Origin of the sequence: Polaribacter sp. IC066 (assembly GCF_007997085.1) — a bacterium.
GTDB lineage: Bacteria > Bacteroidota > Bacteroidia > Flavobacteriales > Flavobacteriaceae > Polaribacter.
Map to the genome: position 1 here is coordinate 62237 of NZ_VORR01000003.1, position 23627 is coordinate 85863.

The following is a 23627-nucleotide window of genomic DNA, read 5'->3' on the forward strand; positions in this document are numbered from 1 at the left end:
CTTTATTTTTATGAAATTATTTTCAAAAAAACACGGTGTCATTTAAAAAATTCGTAAAATATTTACTTTAAAAGGGTTTCTCAAACTTAAAATATCTTTAACCGTACACTTATGGCTGATTTAAATTCAAAAAAAAAAGAACTTCTTTTTTAATTGAACATATGATTATTTTAAACCGTTAAAAATATTATTTTTTTGTATATTCAACCTAAATAACACAAAAAATGAAAATGAAAATAGTTTACATCATTCTAGGAATCCTTATCGCTCTCTTTGTTGCATCTCAAATCTTTTTTATGAGCAGTCAGAAAAACATTGAACAATACCCTTTTAAGGTAGTAAAAACCTACGATAATTTTGAAATCAGAAATTATGAAGCAACACTTTTTACAGCTGTAAAATTAGCTACCAATGAGTACGATAAAGCATCTAGTAAGGGATTTTCTGTGTTAGCTGGTTATATTTTTGGAGGCAATGAAGAAGAAGAAAAAATAGCGATGACTTCTCCAGTTGCTATGACTTTAGACGATACAACGACCATGATGTTTATGGTTCCTAAAAAATATACCAAAGAGAATTTACCAACCCCTAATGATGCATCGATTGAGTTTAAAGAAATACCAGCCAAGAAAATGGCGGCAATTACTTTTGGAGGTTGGGCAGACAGTGAAAAAATTGAATCTTACAAGAAAAAGTTGATAGCCGCATTAGAAAGAGAAGGCATCAAATATTCAAATAATTTTTTGTTTTTAGGTTACAATGCACCCTTTGAAGTATTTAACAGAAAAAATGAAGTGATTGTTGAACTAGAATAATTTAACCACAACTTTATGAAAACAAAAAAGTACACTAAACTTATTGTACTTTTTTGTTTTTTAAATTTATTGTCCGAGAAAAAACTCAAGATTACGCTGCTTTTAGAGCCAAGACTTGACCCTAACTAGTTGACAAACATAAATAAATTGAAATAAATTGTCTACTTTATAGTCATGAAATTATTTTCAAAAAAGCAAGGTGTCATTTAAAAAATTTACAGTATCTCTTATTTTAATAAGGTTTATAAAACTAAAAATATTTTTAATCGTACACTAATGTTTGTTTTTATTGAACTAAATTTAATAATCTCTATTTAGCTCTGCAATAGCGACTTTAAATTCTTCTTTATTCATCTTTTCATCACCAGATTTATCGTAGCCTTTTATCATTTCTCCGGCTACTAGACCTCTTAAAAAACTATTAATACCAGCCTCTTTTAGTAACTCTTTAATTTCGTCTTTATTTAGAGATCCATCTTTGTCCTTATCAAAAGCTAAAAACGCTTCTTCAGGAGATTTAAATTTAGTTGTGATTAAGGTATGAATATCTTTTAAAAGACTTTCTTTTGCTCCCATTTTATTGAATTTATTTTGTTGATTTATTTTACTCTTTTATACCAGATTCTTTTATTGCTTCCTGAAATTCTTCCCAACTAACAGTTTTGTCATTGTTTTGATCAAAACTTTTCATCATAAATTCGGCGACTACACCTCTTATTATTGCATTAACGTTAGCTTCCTTTAATAATATTTTGAAATCAGCTTTTGTTAATAAGCCATCTTTATCACGATCATAATAACTAAAAGCTTGTTCGGGCGTTTCGAATTTACTTCGCATTAAAACTTCAATATTCTGTAATATTTTTTCTTTCGTCCAAGCCATTTTACTTCTGTAATTGGGTAATAAATCAGCATCTCTTACTTTTATTTCAGAAACCAAATCCTTTTAATCTTGCCATTCTGCAATAAATAAGTTGGTATCTCTTATTGTTATTTCAGAATGCCAATCCTTTTAATCTTGCCATTCTGCAATAAATAAGTTGGTATCTCTTATTGTTATTTCAGAATGTCAATCCTTTTAGTCTTGCCATTCTGCAATAAATAAGTTGGTATCTCTACCACCTCCATTATTTCTATTAGAAGAAAAAGCTAACTTTTTACCATCGTTAGAAAACACAGGAAAAGCATCAAAAGTTTCTCCGTGTGTAACTCGCTCTAGATTTTTACCGTCTACATCTATTAAATATAAATTAAATGGAAATCCTCTTTCTGCTTCAAAATTAGAAGAAAATAATATCTTTTTTCCTGAAGGATGAAAAAACGGACTCCAATTTGCGTTGCCTAAATCTGTTAGTTGACGCAAATCAGAACCATCTGCATTACAAATATAAAGCTCCATTTCTGTTGGTTCTACCAGACCTTCTGCTAATAAATCCTTATATGCTTTAATTGCTGATTCAGTTTTTGGTCTTGAAGAACGGAAAATAATTTTTGTTCCGTCTGGTGAGAAAAATGCGCCACCATCATACCCTAATTCATCTGTAATTTGTTTTACACCAGAACCATCTATATTCATGGTGTATAATTCTAAATCTCCACTTCGGGTTGATGTAAAAACAATTTTATCTCCTTTTGGTGATACTGTTGGTTCTGCATCATAGCCTTTTTCGTTGGTTAATTGCTTCACAATATTCCCTTCTAAATCTGCCATAAAAATATCAAAACTATCATACACTGGCCAAATATATTTTCCGTTTTTACGCAACGGCACATCAGGGCAATTGTCATCAACCAAATGTGTAGAAGCGTAAATTATGTGTTTATTATCAGGTAAAAAGTATGCACAGGTTGTTCTCCCTTTTCCGGTTGAAATCATCGGTGGCATTTTGTCTTTAAAGTTTTCATCAGCATTCATTAAAAACATTTGATCACAGCCTACATTCCAGTTTTTATAATTCGATTGAAAAACCAATTGTTTGTCGTCAAAACTCCAATATGCCTCTGCATTATCGCCACCAAAAGTTACTTGTTTGATGCTTTTAAAGTGCACTTCTTCAGGATAAATTAAAGAGTCTTTTACAAAAACATCTAATGCTTTAGTTTCTGATTGTTTTTTATCAGTTTTACAAGAAAAAATTAATAACGCTATTACGAGTAAAGAAAGGATTCTCATTTTATTTTTTATTATTTAACTTTGCAAAAATAATATTTATCATCATGAGAAACCTCCTATTTTTAATCTTTTTCTGTTTTTTAGTTTCCTGTAAACCAGAAAAGAACCAAGAAAACCAGCTAAAAGAAGACGTCACTTTTTTGGCTTCGGATGCACTAGAAGGAAGGCAAACAGGAACTGAAGGCGAAAAAAAAGCAGCAACTTATATTGCTAAACGCTTTAAAGAATTAGAATTACAGCCTAAAGGAACTCAAGATTATCTACAAACTTTTAGCTTTAAACCAAAGACAAATCCGCATGATGAAGTAAAATTTGATGTGAATGGAGATGGAACCATCACCGGAAATAATGTGATTGGTTTTTTAGATAACAAAGCCGAAAACACGATCATTATTGGCGCACATTACGATCATTTAGGTTTTGGTGGCGAAGGTTCTTTATACAGAGATTCTACAAAAGCAATTCATAATGGTGCCGATGACAATGCATCTGGTGTTGCTGTTTTACTGAATTTAGCTGCAAAATTAAAAGAGAAAAATACGAATAATAATTACTTATTAATGGCTTTTTCTGGCGAAGAAATGGGTTTATTAGGTTCTAATTACTTTATTAAAAATCCGACTATCAATACCAAAAAAATATCTTACATGATAAATATGGATATGGTTGGTAGAATGAAAAAAGATTCTTCTTTAGCGGTTTATGGCACCGGAACATCGCCGATATTTAAACAAGTCTTAAAATCTCATAATGAGTTTTTTAAATTAGTGACGCGAGAATCTGGGGTTGGGCCAAGCGATCATACCAGTTTTTATTTGGCTAATATTCCTGTATTGCACTTTTTTACAGGGCAACATGAAGATTATCACAAACCAGGAGATGATTCAGAAAAATTGAATTATACCGGAATGTATTTAATTTCTGACTATATTTTTAATATAATTTCTGATCTAGATAACAACGGAAAACTTGCTTTTAGAAAAACCAAAAACGAAAGTGAAGAAGCACCAAGGTTTAAAGTTGGTTTGGGAGTGATACCAGATTACTTGTTTGATGGAAAGGGAATGCGTATTGATGGAATATCCGAAGAAAAACCCGCACAAAAAGCAGGCTTGCAAAAAGGTGATATCGTTATTCAACTCGGTGATAGCTTGGTGACTAACATGATGAGTTATATGCGTGCTTTATCTGTTTTTGAAGAAGGAAATACAACTAAAGTTGTGGTAAAAAGAGGTAATGAAGAAGTTGAAAAAGTGATTAATTTCTAAAAAGCTTCTTGATACAATCCCGCCTAAAAGCAGGATCACTAGAAGTGACAACCTCAATATAAACTAGCTAAACGAATTGTCAGTTCGAGTGATTTCGATTTTTCATCGAAATTGTATCGAGAACATTTAAAACATCGATAATTAATCATCAAGCTTCATGTTCAAAACCAAACAAGATTTTACCCATAAAATTCACTTAATCATTTCGGTGTGCATTGTTGTGCCTATTTCTTTTTTCTACGGATTTAATCCAGGTTCTCAATTTGATATTCATTTAGAAACCATCGACGAACATAACTTTTTTAAAGCGATCATGGGTTTGTATTTAGGTTTTTCAATTCTTTGGATTTTAAGAGTTTTTAAAAGTAAATATTTAAAAACAGCCATCATCACCAATATAATTTTTATGTTAGGCTTGGGTCTTGGCCGAACTTTAGGCTTCTTTATGGATGGAAACCCCACTTTTGGCTATCAATTTGGCACTTTTGCAGAACTTTTTTTAGGCCTCTACGGATGTTGGGTTTTGAGCATTAAAAACACTAATTTTGCAGAAAAATAAATTACTTTGGTAAAAATAGGCAACATAGAACTCCCAGACTTTCCATTATTATTAGCACCCATGGAAGATGTTTCAGATCCGCCGTTTAGAGCGTTGTGTAAAGAAAACGGTGCAGATGTTGTTTACACAGAATTTATTTCTTCAGAAGGATTGATTCGTGACGCTGCAAAAAGTGTCATGAAGCTAGATATTTATGAAAAAGAAAGACCTGTAGGCATTCAGATTTTTGGAGCCAATTTAGAATCGATGTTAAGAACGATTGAAATTGTAGAAAAATCGAATCCCGATATTATCGACATTAATTTTGGTTGTCCGGTTAAAAAAGTAGTTTCTAAAGGAGCTGGTGCCGGAATTTTAAAAGACATCGACTTAATGGTTTCACTTACAGAAGCCATGGTAAAACATACCAATTTACCAATTACTGTAAAAACTCGTTTAGGTTGGGATCATGATTCCATAAAAATTGTAGAAGTTGCAGAACGCTTGCAAGATGTTGGTTGCAAAGCAATTTCAATTCATGGAAGAACCCGAGCACAAATGTATAAAGGCGATGCAGACTGGCAACCTATTGCCGATGTAAAAAATAACCAAAGAATGCACATTCCTATTTTTGGTAATGGAGATGTTACTACTCCAGAAAGAGCCATGGAAATGCGAGATGAATATGGTTTAGATGGCGCAATGATTGGAAGAGCTTCTATTGGATACCCTTGGTTTTTTAAAGAAGTAAAACACTTTTTTGAAACAGGAGAACATTTAGCAAAACCTACAATTTCTGAAAGAACACAAATTGCCAGAAGACATTTACAAATGGCAATTGATTGGAAAGGAGAACGTTTAGGTGTTGTAGAAACTAGAAGACATTACACAAATTATTTTAAAGGAATTCCGCATTTTAAAGAATACAGAGCCAAAATGGTTACTTCAGACGATCCTAGAGATGTTTTTAAAGCGTTTGATGAGGTAGAAGAAATATTTGGAAATGTTGTAATTTCTGAATATCGATAAAGCTACACCATAGTTTTTATGATGCTATTTTAAAACTCTGAACAATCTTTTGTACATCCATAAGATAGATATCAAAGTTTTTACTATTATTTCTATATTCCAAAAGATAACCTTCATTATTGTGCATTAATAAAAATGAGCTCGCGGTATATTCAAAGTTTCCAACTGCCCATTTATATTTTATAATATAGAAATCACCATAAATGGGATGTTTTGACTTTAAAAGAATATAATTAAATGGTTGCCTTATAAACCATTTACTTCTGTAAGATACATAAAAATCTAAAAAACTTTTTGCATCATAACTCCTTGAATTACACTCCTTCTTTATTTTAAATTTACGAATGTACAGATCTGCATTTGTAGCCTGAAAACCTAAAGAATCTAGATAAGCTTTCTCAATAAAATACCAATCTGCATTACTAGAGGTACTTTTCTTCCATGATTTTGGCAAAGCCACTTCATATTTTAAAATAACTTTTGATGTTTGAATACTGTCTAGTTGCTCAAAAGGGTTCAACTTGCAGTTTTTTACTATTTTCTTATTCGATGAGCAAGCTAAAGTGATTACCAAAAATAATAAGCACAATAAAGTTTTCATAATTTTCAATTTTTGGTAATTAAAAAGCATTAAGAATAATATTTAGCTTTATTTTTAAACCGAAATCTAAAGTAAAAAAGCACTATTAATCGGTTATTTTTATGATACTACCTTTCAATAAACTCTTTAGAGATTCTACTACTCGCTATTTTTGCTGCAATAAAACCTAAAATAGTGATGGTTGAAAAAACGATGAATAAATTCATAAATTGAAATTCAACCGGATAGGGTAAATCTTCTACGATCATCAATAGTCCGAATTTGTTTTGAAGAAAAACCAAAATTATTCCGAGTATTAAACCGATCATCATTCCGAAGAAAGTGAGCAAAAAACCTTGAAGAATAAATACTTTTTTAATCTCTTTTACGGTTGCTCCGAGACTAAATAGCGTTTTTAAGTTATCTTTTTTATCAATAATCATCATAATAATAGTGCCACTTACATTAAACAAGGCAATAATAACGATCAGCGTAAAAATGAGATAAGAAACAAAATTTTCTGTATTAATTACTTTATAAAAAACTTCGTTTAATTGCTCTTTAGTTTGCACTTTATATGTGCCTCCCAATGCTTCTTGAAGTTCATTAGCAACGCTTTCTGAATTTGAATCATTGATCAACTTTAACTCAATGGCCGTCACTTGATTTTCTTCGAACCTTAATAAATCTTTGGCCTGTTGTAGTATCACAAAAACAAATTTACTTTCAAAATCTTCTGTACCTGTATACATTCCAACAATTTGAACGTCAGATTTATAAAATGCATTTATGGGATTGATAAAACCTACTCCTGGCTTTGGAACCATAATTGATAAAGGCGCTCCAAAACTTCGAACTCCCAAAGAAAGCTTTCGAGCAATTGTTCTACCCACAACCGCTGTATTGGTATATTCATGATTTAGCCAATTTCCTAAACTTAACGCCGCGTCTATCTTGGTAATTTGAGCATAATTTTCTTCTACTCCTTTTACGAAAGCAATTTCATTTTTATCATGATATTCCAAAAAAACACGCTCTTCAATAATTTTAGAGCTTGCTTCTATCGCCTTGTTATTATCAATAATTTCGAAAACCGCATCTGTAGCGACGAAAGATTTACCTTTTACAACTGTAATTTTAAGATCAGGATCAGAAGCATCTAGCAAGTTATAACTAAATGTGCGTAAACCTGAAAAGCCAGAAAGAATAATGAATAGCACTAAAGAGCTTACAATAACTGCAAAAGAAGCAATTATTGTAATAATATTTATGGCATTATTACTTGTTTTGGTAAATAAATATCTTTTGGCTATGTATAGAGAAAAATTCATAATCTCGTTTGCGCTAAATAAAATCTTAAATGAAGGTTATCTTTTGCGCCTTGGTAAAACTTCTGGATTCTTTATAGGATCTTCGTCTCCACCGTTTAAAGATTTGTCAATTTCTTCTAAATAATCTAAAGTATCATCACCAAAAAACAGTAACTCTGGCATTCTACGTAATTGATTACGAGTACGTTTTGCCATCTCGTAGCGAATGGTAGCAGTATTAGATTGTACACCTTTTACAATTTCACTTCTATTTTCTGAAGGAAAGATGCTCAAATATACTTTAGCAACGCCTAAATCAGATGTAACATGTACTTTAGAAACAGATATTAACACACCTTTCATTCCATCTTGTGCCGCCTTTTGCAACACATCAACTAAATCCTTTTGCAAAACTCCTGCAATTTTTTTTTGTCTATTTGTTTCTTCCATACTGCAAATTTACAATATTTTTATAGAGTGTAAATTTTATTTTTGATTGCATACATTACCAAACCCACTCTATTTTTAACGCTCAATTTCACAAACAAATCGTTTCGATACCCGTCTATTGTTTTCGGGCTTAAGCACATCTTATCTGCAATTTCTTTATAGGTTAACTCTGTGCAAGCCAAATTCATAAAAGCTAGCTCTCGTTCTTTAAAGGTAAGTTCTTCTTGTACATTACCAGAAATAGATTTCATTAATAAATTAGTAACACTTTTTGAATGATAGAAGCCATTTTCAACAATTTCAACCAAAGCTTTTTCTAAAATATACTTATCTGTATCTTTTAATAAATAACCAATAGCACCTGCTTTTAACATTTTTAAAACAGTTAGATCATCGTCTTCTACAGAGAGCGCCATTACATTTACTTTTGGATGCATTTTACTAATCCAAGCGGTAGTTTCAATTCCGTTCATGATAGGCATATTAATATCCATTAAAACGACATCCGGAATATCTTTTGGCGAATTAGAAAACTTATCTACCAATTCCTGACCATTTTTACAAGTATACAATACTTTAAATTTATCAAAAGTATCTACCATAACCTGTATTGCTTGAGATAATAAGGTATGATCATCTACAATAACTACTGAAAACTGTGTCATAATTTATAATGAATTTCAAGTGTTGTCCCTTTATTATCACCAGATGAAAACAAAGCAACTGCCCCTATTAATTTGGCTCTATTTTTTATATTCAACAAACCAATACCCTCTTTTTTTACTTCGGATGAAAAACCGACACCGTTATCTTTTGCGATAATAATTAAGTATGCTGATTTGTACTCTAAAGAAACTATTAAACTAGATGCTCTTGAATGTTTAATTGTATTCGAAAAAAATTCTTGTAGAATTCTAAACATAATAATGTTATGTTTCTTATCTATTTCTATTTGAGTTCCAATAATTATTAAACTCGCATCAATGAAATTTAATCGATTAAAGCGGTCAATCTCTAGTTGAACAGCTTCTCTTAAATTAATTTTATTGATGGCTTCAGGGTTAATTAATTTTGATAATGCCCGCACTTCAGACAGTCCTTTGGTAATAGTTTCAGAAACCTCATTAATATTCTCTTTTGTTGCATTTTGTAACTGAATCTTTGCTAAAGTTAATAATTGCCCAATATTATCATGCAACTCCCAACTAATATTTCTTAATGTTTCTTCTCTAATTTCTATTTGGGTTTCTGCAATCTCTTTTTCGAAGTCTTCTTTCGTTTTTTTTCTTTCTTCTATTAATAAATTTTTCTTCTTTTGAAATACTGTAAATAATACTATCAGTGCAATTAGAATTAAAAGTACTAAAAGCGTGGACACTATTAAGACTATATTTTCTTTTTCCTGCATGTTATCAAACCATAAATTAAAAATAAGTGCAATATGGTAGTAAGATAATAAATTATAGGAAACATAGCCCTAGTATCGAACATATTTGAAGAAAGCAGCGTAAAAAAGGGTACAGAAGTTAAATAAAAGAGCAAAAAACCGACAGAAATCCAAAAAGACAACAATTTCTTGTAATTTAAAATTTTTTCTGAATTTAATAATTCTGTAAAATAGATAATAACTAGTGTACTATTAAAGATACCTTCAAGAGGAACCGTGCATAACTGTAAACTTATAAAATAAAAACTAATAACATAAATAAAGTTAAAAATAATAGCTAATAGTTTTACGAACTTTAAATTTTTTCTCTGCTCTAATAAATTATAATAAATTAAAACGAAGAAATTAAACTCAAAAAAAGTGTATAGATTAAATAATTCTAAATTATTAATTTTAAAGAAAGTAGAAGCCAAAATATCTAATAAAATAAGATTGAAAAGATAAATAGTAAAAAATTTATAAAACTTATAATCTTTATACGTCTTGTAAAAAATGAGCGCTAGTAAAAAGGTGAAATATTGAATATAAACACTAAATTCTTTAATAAATAAGCCGTCATCAGATATCGTAAATAAACCGTCATCAAACATAATTAATATGGAGGATTAGGCTTAATTCTATTAGCCGATGAACTCTTTAAACCAGTTTGCTCTTTTAATGTTGAAAGAAGCAAAGTATCTTTGTATGCCTTTTTAGCTCTAACTTGTTTTAAAAACTTTGAAATGCCAACCGGTTTTCCTTTTTCAGAATACAATGGCTCAAAAGCTACGTCCTCTTTAAGACCAATTTTTGTAGTTGGTGTAAAAATTAAAGTTTGCCTTCCTTGCAAATCTTCTATACTATAATTTTTAGGGTAAGAAGTAGGATAAATTCTAAAACCTGTAACTTCAATATCTTTTTCTTTAGATATTCTCTCTATATAGGCAATGTATTGCTTTAACTCATCTAGTTTGTACCAATTATAATTTGTAGAAATAGAGTCTTTTCCTCCAGATATTTTCTTCATGTATTTGTTTAACTCCTTTTTAGCCCCTTTCTCATACGTATCCATCATAGCAGACATTTCTTCATATGTGATAGCTTCTGATGGTCGTTTATTGTTTGGGTAGCAACTTGATTCTGGTGCTTTCGTTTTCTCTGAACAAGATGAAAACATCAAAATAAATAATAAGATTGCTATCGAAGAAGTTTTCATTTTTAATAATTTAGAAGTTCGAATATGTAATTTAATAAAAAAAAACCCATTTATTATCCTTTTGTAAAAGGATAATGCATAAAGTTTAAAGAAGGTTTTTCCTGTATTCATTTAAAGGTTTTCACTAAGAAATACCTTTAAAAAGTTTTGCAAATTTGTTTAGATTATAAAAAAGAAAAATTCGCTTCGTTGGGGGAGATTGCTAAAAAAAACACCTTTGTAATTAAAGGTGTTTTTCTATCATTCTTGTCAGATAAAAAACTCCAAATTACTCCACTTTCAGAACCATATGAACCAAGACTTGGTTTTAGCTATCTGACAAACAAAAATGCCTTGAAATAAAATTGTTTACTTTATCTTCATGAAATTATTTTCAAAAAAGCGAGGTATCATTTAAAAAATTAGCCGAATCTTTTATTTTTGCAGGGTTTATCAAACTAAAAATATTTTTAATCGAACACTAATGTTTTTATATCTACTATTAAAAAATAAAAAATCTCAAAAAGGATATCCATTTTGAGATTTATATTTTTAAGTGTACTTTGAGCGCTAATCTGCTAAAATAATAACTTTATTGTCATTCAATTCTATAGTTCCTGACTTAATAGCTATCGTTAAAATTTTATCATCATCTACATGCACTTCGTAATGACCGCTATATTGATCAAACTCTAAATGCTCTTGTGTATGAACATGAATACTAACGGTTCCTTCCTTTAAAATCGATACTACTGGTGCGTGATTATTTAACATTTGAAACTCACCATTAATTCCAGGAACAGATACAGCATCCACTTTTGATGAAAATAATATAGCCTCTGGCGTTACAATTTCTAAAAACATAGTTAAACTTATTTAACTCCCTAAATATGCTTCAGGGTCTTCTTATTTATAAATTAGATCTTAATAAATGAACATAAAAAAGTTCAGTATTAGCTTTGACTATGCTTCTGCTAACATTTTTTCTCCAGCATCAATTGCATCTTGAATTGATCCTCTTAAATTAAATGCAGCTTCAGGATACTTATCTAATTCACCATCCATAATCATATTAAAACCTTTAATAGTATCCTTAATATCTACTAATACACCAGGAATCCCGGTAAATTGTTCAGCAACATGAAAGGGTTGAGATAAGAAACGTTGTACACGTCTTGCTCTATGAACTATTAATTTATCTTCTTCAGATAATTCTTCCATCCCTAAGATTGCAATAATATCTTGTAATTCTTTATAACGTTGTAAAATTTCTTTAACAGACGTTGCTGTATTATAATGCTCATCGCCTAAAATTTCAGCTGATAAAATTCTTGAAGTAGAATCTAAAGGATCTACTGCAGGATAAATACCTAGCTCGGCAATTTTACGAGATAAAACTGTTGTTGCATCTAAATGCGCAAATGTTGTTGCTGGCGCTGGATCTGTTAAATCATCTGCAGGCACATAAACAGCTTGCACAGAGGTAATAGAACCTTTTTTGGTTGATGTAATACGTTCTTGCATTGCACCCATTTCGGTTGCTAATGTAGGCTGATACCCCACTGCTGAAGGCATACGACCTAATAATGCAGAAACTTCAGAACCTGCTTGCGTAAATCTAAAAATATTATCAACAAAGAAAAGTACATCTTTTCCTTGTGCTTCACCTGCTCCATCTCTAAAATATTCAGCAATTGTTAAACCAGATAAGGCAACTCTTGCACGAGCTCCAGGTGGTTCATTCATTTGTCCGAATACAAAAGTAGCTTTAGATTCTTTCATTCCTGGCTTATCTACTTTTGATAAATCCCATCCTCCTGCTTCCATAGAATGCATAAAATCATCACCATATTTGATAATTCCAGATTCTAACATTTCACGAAGTAAATCGTTTCCTTCACGAGTTCTTTCACCAACCCCTGCAAAAACAGATAAACCACCGTGTCCTTTTGCTATATTATTAATTAATTCTTGAATTAATACTGTTTTTCCTACTCCTGCTCCTCCAAACAATCCAATCTTGCCTCCTTTTGCATACGGCTCAATTAAATCAATTACTTTAATACCTGTAAATAAAACTTCTGTAGATACCGATAAATCTTCAAATTTAGGTGCAGATCTATGAATGGGTAAACCATTCTTACCTTCTTTTTTTAAATTACCTAAACCATCAATTGCATCTCCAGTAACATTAAATAAACGTCCATAAATATCGTTACCTATTGGCATTTGAATAGGACTACCTGTAGCAAAAACTTCTACACCTCTGCTTAATCCGTCAGTGGCATCCATAGAAATTGTTCTAACGGTATCTTCACCAATATGCTGTTGCACTTCTAGCACTAAAATAGAACCATCTGCTTTTTTGATTTCTAGTGAATCGTAAATTTTAGGCAGTTCGCTATCTGTATTGAATTCAACATCAATTACTGGTCCAATAATTTGAGAAACTTTACCTGTTATTGTAGACATTATGTATCTAATTAAAGTTATTATTTATTTGTGAGACCTATCTCTCTTTTTAAGGTTGCAAAGATAATTTTTTTGATTGGAATTAAAAAAGTATTTTTAATTAAAAAAAAGGTAACCTAAAAATAAAAACTCTGCCCAAAATGAGCAGAGTTTTTATTTATTTTAAGATCTTATGATTGTTTACTCCGTCAATTGAACTAACACTCTTCTATTGTCTTTTCTACCTGATCTCGTATTGTTAGTTGATAAAGGATTTTTCTCTCCATAACCTAAAGTTTCTAATCTATCCGCATCAAAACCTTTTTTCACTAAATACGCTTTTGCAGATTCAGCTCTTCTTTCAGATAAATATAAATTATAACCTTCAGCACCTGTACTATCTGTGTAACCTTCTACTACAAAAATCACTTCTTTAATAGGACTAATTAAATCATAAATTCTATCCAACTTTTTAGCTGTATCTTTATTCACCTCTGCTCTATCAATTGCAAATTCAAGACCTTTAGTATATTCTGCTAACATTGCTATTTCACTTGGCGTCATAGCTGCTTCAGGACATCCACCATTTGATGCTGGACCTACTTCACTCTTACACTTATCATCTTTGTCTAATACTCCGTCACCGTCAGTATCTGGCCAAGGGCATCCATTATTAGCTGCAGGACCTGCTTCAGAAATACACTTATCGTCTTTGTCTAATACACCATCTCCGTCAGAATCTGGACAACCCTTGTTTGCTTTTGTTCCTTTTTCATTTGCACACATATCATCTTTATCAGCTACTCCATCGCCATCAGAATCTGGGCAACCATTCATAGCAGCTAAACCAGCTGTATTAGGACAAGCGTCATCAGAATCTTTTATTCCATCACCATCTGCATCTGGACATCCATTAAATTCTGGTAAACCAGAAACATTAGGACATGCATCTTCTCTATCATAAACTCCGTCTCCATCAGTATCTTTTCCTCCGAATTTGATTACTAAACCAACAGAGGTTTGGTAATGAGAATTAATTTTATCAGCAAACCCTATTTTAGATGAGTGTTGAAAATTAAATCCGAAGTTATCATTAATCCAAGTATTGAATCCAAAACCAGCATTTAACATCCCTTCACCTTCTTCACCTAACGACACATAACTACCACCCAATAAAACATAAGGATCAAACCAACCTGTTTCTCCTATTAATCTATTTAGATCGTACTTTACCACTGCATCAATAGACCAGTATAATAAGTCTACATCATTTTTAGAATTTATAAAGTCTATTTTATTTATAGAACCCGCTAATTGCAATGAAAATCCTTTTTCAAGGTATTTTTCAGCAGTAATTCTAGTAATAGAAGGAAGTATATTCCAGTCTTTAGTACCAAGAAGATCTTCGATCTGTCCTCCTGAACCAAAGAATTCTCCATTACTATTATAAACGTCTACGGCATTGATACCGAAGCCTATTGCCCAAGGGTTATTTTCATCTTGTGCGCTTAAATTGCCAACGGCTACTAACGCAAATAAAGCTATCACAGCTATTTTTAATCGATTCATTATCAAAATTTTTAAATTAAAAGTTCGTTCTTATAATACGCAAAAGTAAAGTCTTCCGCGGTATATACAAAGACAAATCTACAAAATATTCACAAAAAAACAAATTTTTATCAATTCTAAATAACTTTTAATTCTTTCCCTACGGCTATGAATGCTGAAATTGCTTTGTCTAAATGTTCTTTTTTGTGAGCAGCAGAGAGTTGCACTCTAATTCTAGCATTTTCTTTTGGCACAACCGGAAAGAAGAAACCGATTACATAAATACCTTTTTCTAATAATTTGTTTGCCATCACTTGCGATAATTTTGCATCATATAACATAACTGGAACGATGGCTGCATCTGCACCTACCAAATCAAAACCAGCCTTTTCCATTTCGGTTCTAAAGTAATTGGTATTCCATTCTAATTGATCTCTAAACGAAGTATCTTCAGAAATTAAATCAAAAACCTTTAACGAAGCTCCTACAATTGTTGGCGCCAATGAATTTGAAAACAAATAAGGTCTAGAACGCTGACGTAAAATTTCTATAATTTCTTTTTTCCCTGTTGTATAACCTCCCATTGCACCTCCTAAAGCTTTTCCTAAAGTGCCAGTTACAATATCTACTCGATCCATTACATTTTTTAGCTCAACAGTTCCTCTTCCTGTTTTCCCTATAAAACCAGTGGCATGACATTCATCTACCATTACTAGAGCGTCGTATTTATCTGCTAAATCGCAAATCTCATCTAACTTCGCTACAATTCCATCCATAGAAAAAACACCGTCGGTTACAATAAGTTTAAAACGATGATTTTGTTCATTCGCTTTGATTAACTGCTCTTCTAACGAAGCCATATCATTATTATCATACCTATAACGCCCAGCTTTACATAATCGAACACCATCTATTACAGAAGCATGATTTAAGCTATCCGAAATAATAGCATCTTCTTTTGTTAGTAAAGGCTCAAAAACACCCCCATTTGCGTCAAAACAAGCAGCATACAGAATTGTATCTTCTGTCGTATAAAATTCTGCAATCTTTTCTTCTAATTGTTTATGAATATCTTGCGTTCCGCATATAAAACGAACTGACGACATTCCGAAACCATGAGAATCTAACGTATCTTTCGCAGCTTTAATTACCTCCGGATGGTTTGACAATCCTAAATAATTATTAGAACAGAAGTTAAGTACTTCTTGCCCTGTAGAAATTTTTATAAGTGCATCTTGCGAAGATGTTATAATTCTTTCTGATTTGTATAAACCTGCATCTTTAATTTCTTGAAGCTCTTTTGCTAAAGTATCTTTAATTTTACCGTACATTTTTTATTTATTTAAGAAATACAAAGTTACAAAGTTTAATTTTTCTGCTTATACTTCAACAACATCAATTTTGTTATTTATGTATATTAATATTTTTTTGACCACCTTAAAATTCATCGACTTTAAAACTCTTTCATATCTTAAAATTTGTTGATGATGCTCATTTGAAGGATTTCCTGTCTTATAATCCATAATCACAACCTCATTTATGTTGTTAAATACCAGTCTATCTGGAATTAAAATTTGATTATCAACATCTACAATTTCTCTTTCAGTATATATAATGACTTCTTCCGAAAAATAGTTTGCTAACTTTGGATGCCTTAAAACGTCATAAATTTTATCTTTAATTTCTTTTGACTGCTTCTCATTCATAAATCCTTGTTGCTGAAATTGATCTACAATGATAGCAACATCGTTTATTGTAATAATTTTTGATAAAATTTCATGAATTAAATTCCCGAAATTAATCGCCTCGCCTTGCGTTGTATCCCACAATTTAGAAGCACCTGCTAATAAAACTACATTATGTTCTTGCCAAGGCGTAGAAATAAATTTTTCGTGAATTTCTGCAACTGATTTCAACGCTTCTTTTTTACTAGCTCTATTTTCATTGCCAAAAGAATAAGTTAATAAATCATCGTCCCAAAGATTGAGTTGTTTTAAATAATTGATAAAAACACCCGAATAAAAGTTGGTGTTTTCTTCTCCTTTAGATGACAGTTTCTTCTCTGTAATGATATGTAACTGCTCAACTGCTCTCGTTAAAGAAACATATAGTAGGTTGAAATTATCTAATTCTAATTCTTCTCTTTGTTCGTTATAAATTTCTAAACCTGTATTATTTACATGGCTTAACTCTTTGTTATACGGAAGTAACAACTCCTTAAAATTATCATAATTATCGGGTAATTCATTAATCCAAACCTTCGGATTAATTTGTCGGTAAATATCTACATCACAAGGAAAAATTACTACAGGAAACTCTAATCCTTTCGATTTATGAATCGTCATAATCTGCACTGCATTTGCACTTTCTGGCGCAACAATACTTAATGCATTTTTTTTGAGTTCCCAAAACTCTAAAAACTCACTAACATCGATATTTTTTCTCTGTTGCTCTAAAACAACATCTAAAAAAAACTGAACATAGGCATCCGAAGAATTCACTAAATTAAAACTCCTTACAATCTCCTCAATTTTCTCATAAAATGGCATTTGATGAAATACTGAAATCTCAAATGAAATTCCGTGTACTTTTAAAGCTTCAAAAATGGTTTTATTATCCGCTTTAGCGAACTCTTTAAAAAAAGTATGTTTTAGATTTTCAATTTGTAAATGTTGTTGTAAAAAATAGAGCATTTCAAAGCGCGTTTCCTCGTCATTCGGATTTTGTAAAACTTTTAAAACATCGACTATAAAACATACTTTTGGACTATTTTGTAATAACAGCGTTTCTGATGAAATAATATCGATTCCGTTTTCTGATAAATAGTTTGCAATCGCCACACCATCTGACCTTTTCCTTGTCAGAATACAAATTTCACCTAAAGAAAAATCCTTCTTTAACTCGTGTATTTTCTCTAAAACTTTCTTCGGATATTTTACTTTCTCATCTTCCTTTTCTTCTTCTTTCTCGAGAAACGAAAGTGAAACAAACCCGCCTTTTTTAGAGTTTTCTAATTGATTATTGCCTTCTAAAAATAAGTTTTTATAGGAATCATTTTGGATGAAGTTCGCGGTATGTTTAAAAAACGAATTATTAAAATTGATAACTTCTGAATAGCTCCTAAAATTAGTTTCTAAATTTCTAATTTCTTTGGGAATCGCAAAAGGATTTACTTGATCAGAACCCAATGCTATAAATTGCTCTGCTTTACCACCACGCCATCTATAAATTGCTTGTTTTCCGTCGCCAACCAAGAGTAAATTACCGTTTTCTTGTGCTAATGCATTATCAATTAACGGAATTAAATTCTGCCATTGCAATACCGAAGTGTCTTGCATTTCATCAATAAAATAATGCTGAAAACGCTGCCCAATTCTTTCATAAATAAAAGGTGCGGGTTGCTCTTTTATGTTATCTGAAATCAGCTGATTAAATTCTGAATTGAGTCTAATATTATTCTCTTCCTTAATTTTCTCTAACTCAATATTAATATTATTTAAAACCGCCAACGGAATGATGTTTTTTAATGCCAATTTATTCATTAAAAACTGACTGTAAATTCCTTTTGATTTATGAAATAAATTGATGATTTCTGGAACAATACTTTCTATACTTTGTGCAACTGAATCATTGGTAGATTTTGAGTAATATTGATGAGTATCAATGGCTTTTTGAACGGTTTCACTTCTTGTTAAATAGGTAAAATTAAAAGCTTTCTCATTGATATCTGCAAAGAACTTTGGTATGGTTGCGCGCATAAAATCTTTATGCTCTAAATCATGACTTGCAATTAAACCCAAACAGTCTTCCCCAACCTTCTTAAATTCAATTTTTAATTCTTTTTGATGTAAAAAAAGCTTTGATTTTAAATTCGTGAAATCGTCTAAACTTTTAGCAGAAAGCGCTCTAAAATGTTTGATATCGTCTTCATTTAAAAGTATTCTAGCAAAATCATTTAAATCTCTAGAAATATCCCAAGATTTATCATCATCTGTTTTATCTAAAGTATATTCTATCAGTAATTTTGTAAGTTTTTTATCGGTTCCTATTTTAGAAATCAACACATCAACTGCTTGATTTAAAAGTGAAATAGCATCCATTTCTACCTCAAAATTCAATGATAATCCTAAATCATGTGCAAAGCTTTTGATTATTTTATGCGTAAAACTATCAATTGTAGTAATTGAAAATGCAGAATAATTTTGCAAAATTGCATTTAATATTTTCTGACTTCTTTCTTGAATTAGCGCTTTATCAATAGTAGTTTCTTTCAAAATTAGTTGAAGTAAATCATTTTCTTTTCCTTCAGAAAAATCTTCTAAATTAGACAATACCCGCTCTTTCATTTCACCAGCGGCTTTGTTGGTAAAAGTGATTGCTAATACTTTTTGAAACGTAAAAACGTTTTCTGAACTTAATAAAACTTTTATGTATTCTTTTACGAGTGTAAAAGTTTTTCCGCTACCGGCAGAAGCATTGTAAACTTGAAAAGCTGATGATTGTTGCACAGAATTATTTTTTATGCAAAATACAAAATATAGCGATTGTTATCCTCTAAATAAAAAGAAATCCTCTTTTATAGATTCTATTTTAGAATGATCATTGGTAATAATATAATCGATCGCTTTATCGGTAAAATTCTTCCCCTTATCCGTTAAAGAAATAATACTTTTATCGATGGTGATCATATTGTTTTTTAAAGCTAAATCTAGCACCGATTTCGATCTTACACGTCGCCAATTAATATGTTCATTTAAATGATTTATATGGCGTTCACTTATTTCTTGATGATTGTTTAAATGTAATAAAAAAGTTAATAATGAGACTTCTATTTGTTGTTGTCTGTTTCTATATAACACAGAAATTAAACCTCTTTTTGGAGCGAATAAATACACTAGTAAGAATACAATTCCTAAAATTGTGGTCATAGAACCAGAAATCGAAGCATCTAACCAATGCGCTAACCAATAACCAGCAATCGCAGAAAAAACTCCAAAAATCACCGACAAAACTAACATTCTCTTTAAATTATCGGTTAATAAATAGGCAGTTGCTGCTGGCGCAATCATTAAGGCAACCACTAAAATTGCCCCGACTGCATCAAAAGAACCCACAATCGTTATGGAGGCAACACTCATTAATCCGTAATGAATCATGATTGGCGAAAAACCTAAAGCGGTTGCCAAACCAGCATCAAACGTGCTAATTTTTAATTCTTTAAAGAAAGCGAATAACAAACCGATGGTTATTAATAAAATAGTTCCTATAATCCAGAGAGATTTTGGTCCTAAATCAGCTCCATCAACTAAAAAACGATCAAAAGGCGCAAACGCTAATTCTCCTAATAAAATGGCATCTGTGTCTAAATGTACATCATTCGCATTTTTTGCAATCATAATCACACCAATACTAAAGAGGACTGGGAAAACCAAGCCAATTGCAGTATCTTCTTTTACCAATCTTGTTTTCTGAATAAATTCAACTAAAACAACCGTAACTACTCCAGACAATGCTGCCATAACAATTAATAACGGCGAGTTTAAATCGTGTGTGATAAAAAAGCCCAACACTAAACCTGGTAAGATAGAATGACTAATTGCATCGCTAATTAACGCCATTTTTCGCAACACTAAAAATGTACCCGGAATTGCACAGGCAATTGCCACGATACTCGCAATTAATTGTATTTCTATTTGAGCACTACTCATTTTCGTTTCCTTGTTGATTGTATAAATTTGCTGCAAAATGATATCCTTTTGGCGTCATAGACCACATAGAACCATCTACACTTATATATTCTTTTCGTTCTAATTTTCCGAGTGATTTTCTGGTATACCCATGAAAATTATTTAATATTTTTACCGCGTGTGGATGCGAAATATTCTCATGATCTTGGGCAATTTCAAACATAAAAGCCAATGTTTTATGCAGCTCTAAATCTTTTCTATTCTGAATAAATCTAATTTGTCTAAATAATAAGCCTCTTGACGGAGAAAAAACAAAAGAGAATCCCACAAAAACAGCAGCTACTAAAACAATTACGGGTCCGGTTGATAAATTATTCTGACTTGCACTAATGGCAGTACCGATAACGCCTGAACTAGCTCCGAAAAACGCAGCCAGAACTACCATAACTCCTAAACTATTCGTCCATTGTCTTGCGGCTGCAGCTGGCGCTAATAACATGGCACTCATTAATACAACGCCCACCGTTTGTAAGCCTAAAACAATTGCAATTACAATAAATGAGGTTATTAAAATATCAATAAACTGAATATTAAACCCTAGAGTCTTTGCATAATCGGCATCAAACAATAAAATTTTAAACTCTTTCCAGAACAACAGCAAAACAATTAAACAGATAAAAGTTACGATCGCCATAAACCAAACATCTCTTGCCAACAAAGTTGCTGCTTGTCCGAATAAAAATTTATCCAAGCCAGCTTGGTTCGCATTTGGTAGCTTTTGAATATAGGTTAGTAATAACATCCCAAATCCGAAGAAAATGGATAAAATTAAACCCAATGCAGTATCTGATTTTAAATGTGTTCTTTTGGTAATACTTCGAATCCAAAATGCACCCAACAAACCACTTACCAAAGCACCTATCAGTAATACATTGGTTTCTTTTGTGCCTGTAATTAAAAAAGCGATTGCAATTCCAGGTAAAGCTGCGTGTGAAATAGCATCACCCAACAAGCTTTGTTTTCTCAAAACAGCAAAGCTACCTAACATACCACAAATTGCACCCAATATTGCCGTACCCAAGGTGATTGTCCGTAGGGTATAATCTGTAAAAACTAGTTGTATGTATTCTGAAAAGTCGATGGTTTTGGTTTTTAGTTTTTAGTTGTTGGTGGTTGGTGGTTGGTGGTTGGTGGTTGGTGGTTGGTGGTTGGTGGTTGGTGGTTGGTGGTTGGTTGTTTAAATTTATATATTTTATGAATACGAACTCATCTAAAAAACTTAAATATTTAAGTTATAATCGTTAAAATTTGTTTCTTGTTTAAAAAATCAACACATATACAAATAAAAAGCATAGATTTTGTTATTTTAGTCTGTCTCTTGTTTCTTTTTTATCTTGTTTCTTGTTTCTTGCTTCTTGTTTTAAAAAAATCAACAAATAGGTGCATAGAAAACATAAATTTTGATGCTTTAGTCTTGTCTCTTGTCTCTATTTCAAAAAAACCTACCGCTGCACACTAACCTTATAATTTATCCCATAGGTCTTGGTCAAATTATCATCATTAAAAATCTCTTTTACGGGGCCTGTTGCTATTTTTTTTACATTTAAAAACGTAACCCAATCAAAATATTCTGGCACGGTTTGTAAATCGTGATGTACAACAACCACTGTTTTTCCAGCTTTTCGTAATTCTTTTAATATGTTGATAATCGTAATTTCTGTGGTTGCATCTACCCCTTGAAAAGGCTCATCCATAAAATAGATAGCAGCATTTTGCGCTAAAGCTCTTGCCAAAAACACCCGTTGCTGTTGCCCGCCTGATAATTGATTTATTTGTCGGTCTTTAAAAGAAAGCATTCCTACTTTTTCTAAAGACTCTAATGCTGTTTTTCGTTCTTTTTTGCCAGGTCTTTTAATCCAACCTAAACTTCCGTAAGTTCCCATCATCACTACATCTAAAGCTGTGGTAGGAAAATCCCAATCTACACTTCCTTTTTGAGGAACATAACCAACTAATTTCCGTTGTTTGTCATAGGGTTTTCCGTAGATAGAAACACTACCTGCAATCGGATCTATAATTCCTAAAATAGATTTTATCAAGGTTGATTTTCCTGCGCCATTCGGACCCACAATTGCCATTAAAACACCTTCAGGAATCGCTAAATCAATATCCCATAAAACAGGTTTATAATTGTATGCAACCGTTAAATCATCTACAGCAATTGCTATTTTTTGTGGTTCCATAGACTCTATTTTAATGAATTTACAATGATTTTCACATTGTGTTTATACATGCCAATATAGGTAGCCTCGGCTGTGCCTCTACTTCCTAAAGCATCAGAATATAACGTTCCTCCAATCACTACTTCCTTGCCTTTTGCCCTTACCGCCTCTTGCAAAGCTTCCACGGTTCTTTTTGGCACTGAACTTTCTACAAAAATTGCTTTTACATTTTTTTCTTCAATAAAATTCGCCAATCTCTGAACGTCTTTTACGCCTGCCTCTGTTGCGGTAGATAAACCTTGTAAGCCAACGACATTAAACTGAAATTCTTTTCCGAAATAATTAAAAGCGTCATGCGCTGTTACTAAAATTCTCTTTTCAATTGGTAAAGAATTTACTTGTTGGATTATTGTTGTCTTTAAAGATGCTAATGTTTTTAAATAATTCGCTCCGTTTTTTTTATAAGTTGCTGCATTTTCAGCATCAAACTCACATAATTTATCGGTAATATATTGCGTGATAATTTCCCAATTGGCAATATCAAACCAAATATGAGGATCGTAATTAGACGCGAAATATTCTGAACCAATTAAGGTAGCGGTATCAATAGCATCAGAAGCTGCAATGGTTTTTTTATCTTGTTGACGCATTTTCTCAAACACATCCTCTAATTTCCCCTCTAAATGCAAACCGTTATACACAATTACATCCGCATTAAATAGTTTACTTACATCGCCTTCACTTGCTTTGTATAAGTGCGGATCTACGCCCGCACCCATCAATCCTTGGATGTCTATTTTATCACCACCAATATTTTTTACCAGATCGGTAATCATTGTTGTGGTAGTAACCACTTGTAATTTTCCGTTCTTTTTGGGTTTTTGTTGGCAAGCGAAAACGGTTATTAATAATACTAAAATTATATATTTTTTCAT

The 23627-nt window shown here is 31.6% G+C and carries 22 protein-coding genes; 4 read left to right on the top strand and 18 right to left on the bottom strand.

Annotation, left to right across the window (positions count from 1 at the left end):
* Nucleotides 1–230: 230 nt before the first annotated feature.
* Nucleotides 231–815 carry an SOUL family heme-binding protein gene (locus ES044_RS01580; protein WP_147117573.1) on the top strand — a complete coding sequence of 195 codons (585 nt, stop codon included), beginning with the start codon at nucleotides 231–233 and terminating at the stop codon, nucleotides 813–815.
* Nucleotides 816–1115: 300 nt separating this feature from the next.
* Here ES044_RS01580 and ES044_RS01585 read toward each other — a convergent pair whose 3' ends face one another.
* The 3 genes from ES044_RS01585 to ES044_RS01595 form a co-directional block, all read right to left on the bottom strand.
* On the bottom strand, nucleotides 1116–1391 hold the full coding sequence (locus ES044_RS01585) for an EF-hand domain-containing protein (protein ID WP_147117574.1): 276 nt from the start codon (nucleotides 1389–1391) through the stop codon (nucleotides 1116–1118).
* A gap of 28 nt (nucleotides 1392–1419) precedes the next feature.
* Entirely contained in the window at nucleotides 1420–1755 is a 336-nt protein-coding gene (locus ES044_RS01590; protein ID WP_223269087.1) for an EF-hand domain-containing protein, read from the bottom strand.
* Between the two features lie 138 nt (nucleotides 1756–1893).
* A complete protein-coding gene (locus tag ES044_RS01595; protein WP_147117575.1) occupies nucleotides 1894–2988 on the bottom strand; it encodes a TolB family protein in 1095 nt (364 codons plus the stop codon).
* Nucleotides 2989–3032: 44 nt separating this feature from the next.
* On the opposite strand from ES044_RS01595, the gene ES044_RS01600 reads away from it, so the two are divergent.
* The 3 genes from ES044_RS01600 (at nucleotide 3033) to dusB (ending at nucleotide 5823) form a co-directional block, all read left to right on the top strand.
* Nucleotides 3033–4256, top strand: coding sequence for a M28 family peptidase (locus ES044_RS01600; RefSeq protein ID WP_147117576.1), 1224 nt, complete (start codon nucleotides 3033–3035; stop codon nucleotides 4254–4256).
* A gap of 157 nt (nucleotides 4257–4413) precedes the next feature.
* Nucleotides 4414–4815 (top strand): DUF4345 domain-containing protein, encoded by a 402-nt coding sequence (locus ES044_RS01605; protein WP_147186850.1) that lies wholly within the window; start codon nucleotides 4414–4416, stop codon nucleotides 4813–4815.
* A 6-nt stretch (nucleotides 4816–4821) separates the two neighbouring features.
* Complete coding sequence (dusB, locus tag ES044_RS01610; protein WP_147117578.1) at nucleotides 4822–5823, top strand: tRNA dihydrouridine synthase DusB; 1002 nt, start codon at nucleotides 4822–4824, stop codon at nucleotides 5821–5823.
* A 16-nt stretch (nucleotides 5824–5839) separates the two neighbouring features.
* Here the strand turns inward: dusB and ES044_RS01615 are convergent, their stop codons facing one another.
* The 15 genes from ES044_RS01615 to ES044_RS01685 all read right to left on the bottom strand — a co-directional run bounded on the left by ES044_RS01615 (nucleotide 5840) and on the right by ES044_RS01685 (nucleotide 23627).
* The gene (locus ES044_RS01615; protein ID WP_147117579.1) at nucleotides 5840–6424 is read right to left on the bottom strand and encodes a hypothetical protein; all 585 of its coding nucleotides are present in this window, start codon (nucleotides 6422–6424) and stop codon (nucleotides 5840–5842) included.
* A 107-nt stretch (nucleotides 6425–6531) separates the two neighbouring features.
* Complete coding sequence (locus ES044_RS01620) at nucleotides 6532–7734, bottom strand: ABC transporter permease (RefSeq protein WP_147117580.1); 1203 nt, start codon at nucleotides 7732–7734, stop codon at nucleotides 6532–6534.
* A gap of 36 nt (nucleotides 7735–7770) precedes the next feature.
* Complete coding sequence (gene rbfA, locus ES044_RS01625; protein WP_147117581.1) at nucleotides 7771–8163, bottom strand: 30S ribosome-binding factor RbfA; 393 nt, start codon at nucleotides 8161–8163, stop codon at nucleotides 7771–7773.
* Nucleotides 8164–8183: 20 nt separating this feature from the next.
* Entirely contained in the window at nucleotides 8184–8828 is a 645-nt protein-coding gene (locus ES044_RS01630; protein WP_147117582.1) for a response regulator transcription factor, read from the bottom strand.
* Nucleotides 8825–9571, bottom strand: a complete 747-nt coding sequence (locus ES044_RS01635; protein ID WP_147117583.1) for a sensor histidine kinase — start codon at nucleotides 9569–9571, stop codon at nucleotides 8825–8827. Before ES044_RS01635 ends, ES044_RS01630 begins: the two co-directional genes overlap by 4 nt.
* Nucleotides 9572–10202: 631 nt before the next feature.
* Nucleotides 10203–10805: a hypothetical protein gene (locus ES044_RS01640; protein WP_147117584.1), complete on the bottom strand. Its 603-nt coding sequence runs from the start codon at nucleotides 10803–10805 to the stop codon at nucleotides 10203–10205.
* A gap of 549 nt (nucleotides 10806–11354) precedes the next feature.
* Nucleotides 11355–11648 carry a FoF1 ATP synthase subunit delta/epsilon gene (locus tag ES044_RS01645; protein WP_147117585.1) on the bottom strand — a complete coding sequence of 98 codons (294 nt, stop codon included), beginning with the start codon at nucleotides 11646–11648 and terminating at the stop codon, nucleotides 11355–11357.
* Between the two features lie 99 nt (nucleotides 11649–11747).
* Entirely contained in the window at nucleotides 11748–13256 is a 1509-nt protein-coding gene (gene atpD / locus ES044_RS01650) for a F0F1 ATP synthase subunit beta (RefSeq protein ID WP_147117586.1), read from the bottom strand.
* A gap of 180 nt (nucleotides 13257–13436) precedes the next feature.
* Nucleotides 13437–14804, bottom strand: a complete 1368-nt coding sequence (locus ES044_RS01655) for an OmpA family protein (RefSeq protein WP_147117587.1) — start codon at nucleotides 14802–14804, stop codon at nucleotides 13437–13439.
* A 116-nt stretch (nucleotides 14805–14920) separates the two neighbouring features.
* Nucleotides 14921–16114: a glycine C-acetyltransferase gene (kbl, locus tag ES044_RS01660; protein WP_147117588.1), complete on the bottom strand. Its 1194-nt coding sequence runs from the start codon at nucleotides 16112–16114 to the stop codon at nucleotides 14921–14923.
* A gap of 48 nt (nucleotides 16115–16162) precedes the next feature.
* Nucleotides 16163–19291 (bottom strand): UvrD-helicase domain-containing protein, encoded by a 3129-nt coding sequence (locus tag ES044_RS01665; RefSeq protein ID WP_147117589.1) that lies wholly within the window; start codon nucleotides 19289–19291, stop codon nucleotides 16163–16165.
* A gap of 39 nt (nucleotides 19292–19330) precedes the next feature.
* Entirely contained in the window at nucleotides 19331–20491 is a 1161-nt protein-coding gene (locus tag ES044_RS01670) for a metal ABC transporter permease (RefSeq protein WP_147117590.1), read from the bottom strand.
* A complete protein-coding gene (locus ES044_RS01675; protein WP_147117591.1) occupies nucleotides 20484–21557 on the bottom strand; it encodes a metal ABC transporter permease in 1074 nt (357 codons plus the stop codon). The genes ES044_RS01670 and ES044_RS01675 overlap by 8 nt, the downstream gene beginning before the upstream one ends.
* 415 nt (nucleotides 21558–21972) lie before the next feature.
* Nucleotides 21973–22713, bottom strand: a complete 741-nt coding sequence (locus ES044_RS01680) for a metal ABC transporter ATP-binding protein (protein ID WP_147117592.1) — start codon at nucleotides 22711–22713, stop codon at nucleotides 21973–21975.
* Nucleotides 22714–22718: 5 nt separating this feature from the next.
* A complete protein-coding gene (locus ES044_RS01685) occupies nucleotides 22719–23627 on the bottom strand; it encodes a metal ABC transporter solute-binding protein, Zn/Mn family (protein WP_147117593.1) in 909 nt (302 codons plus the stop codon).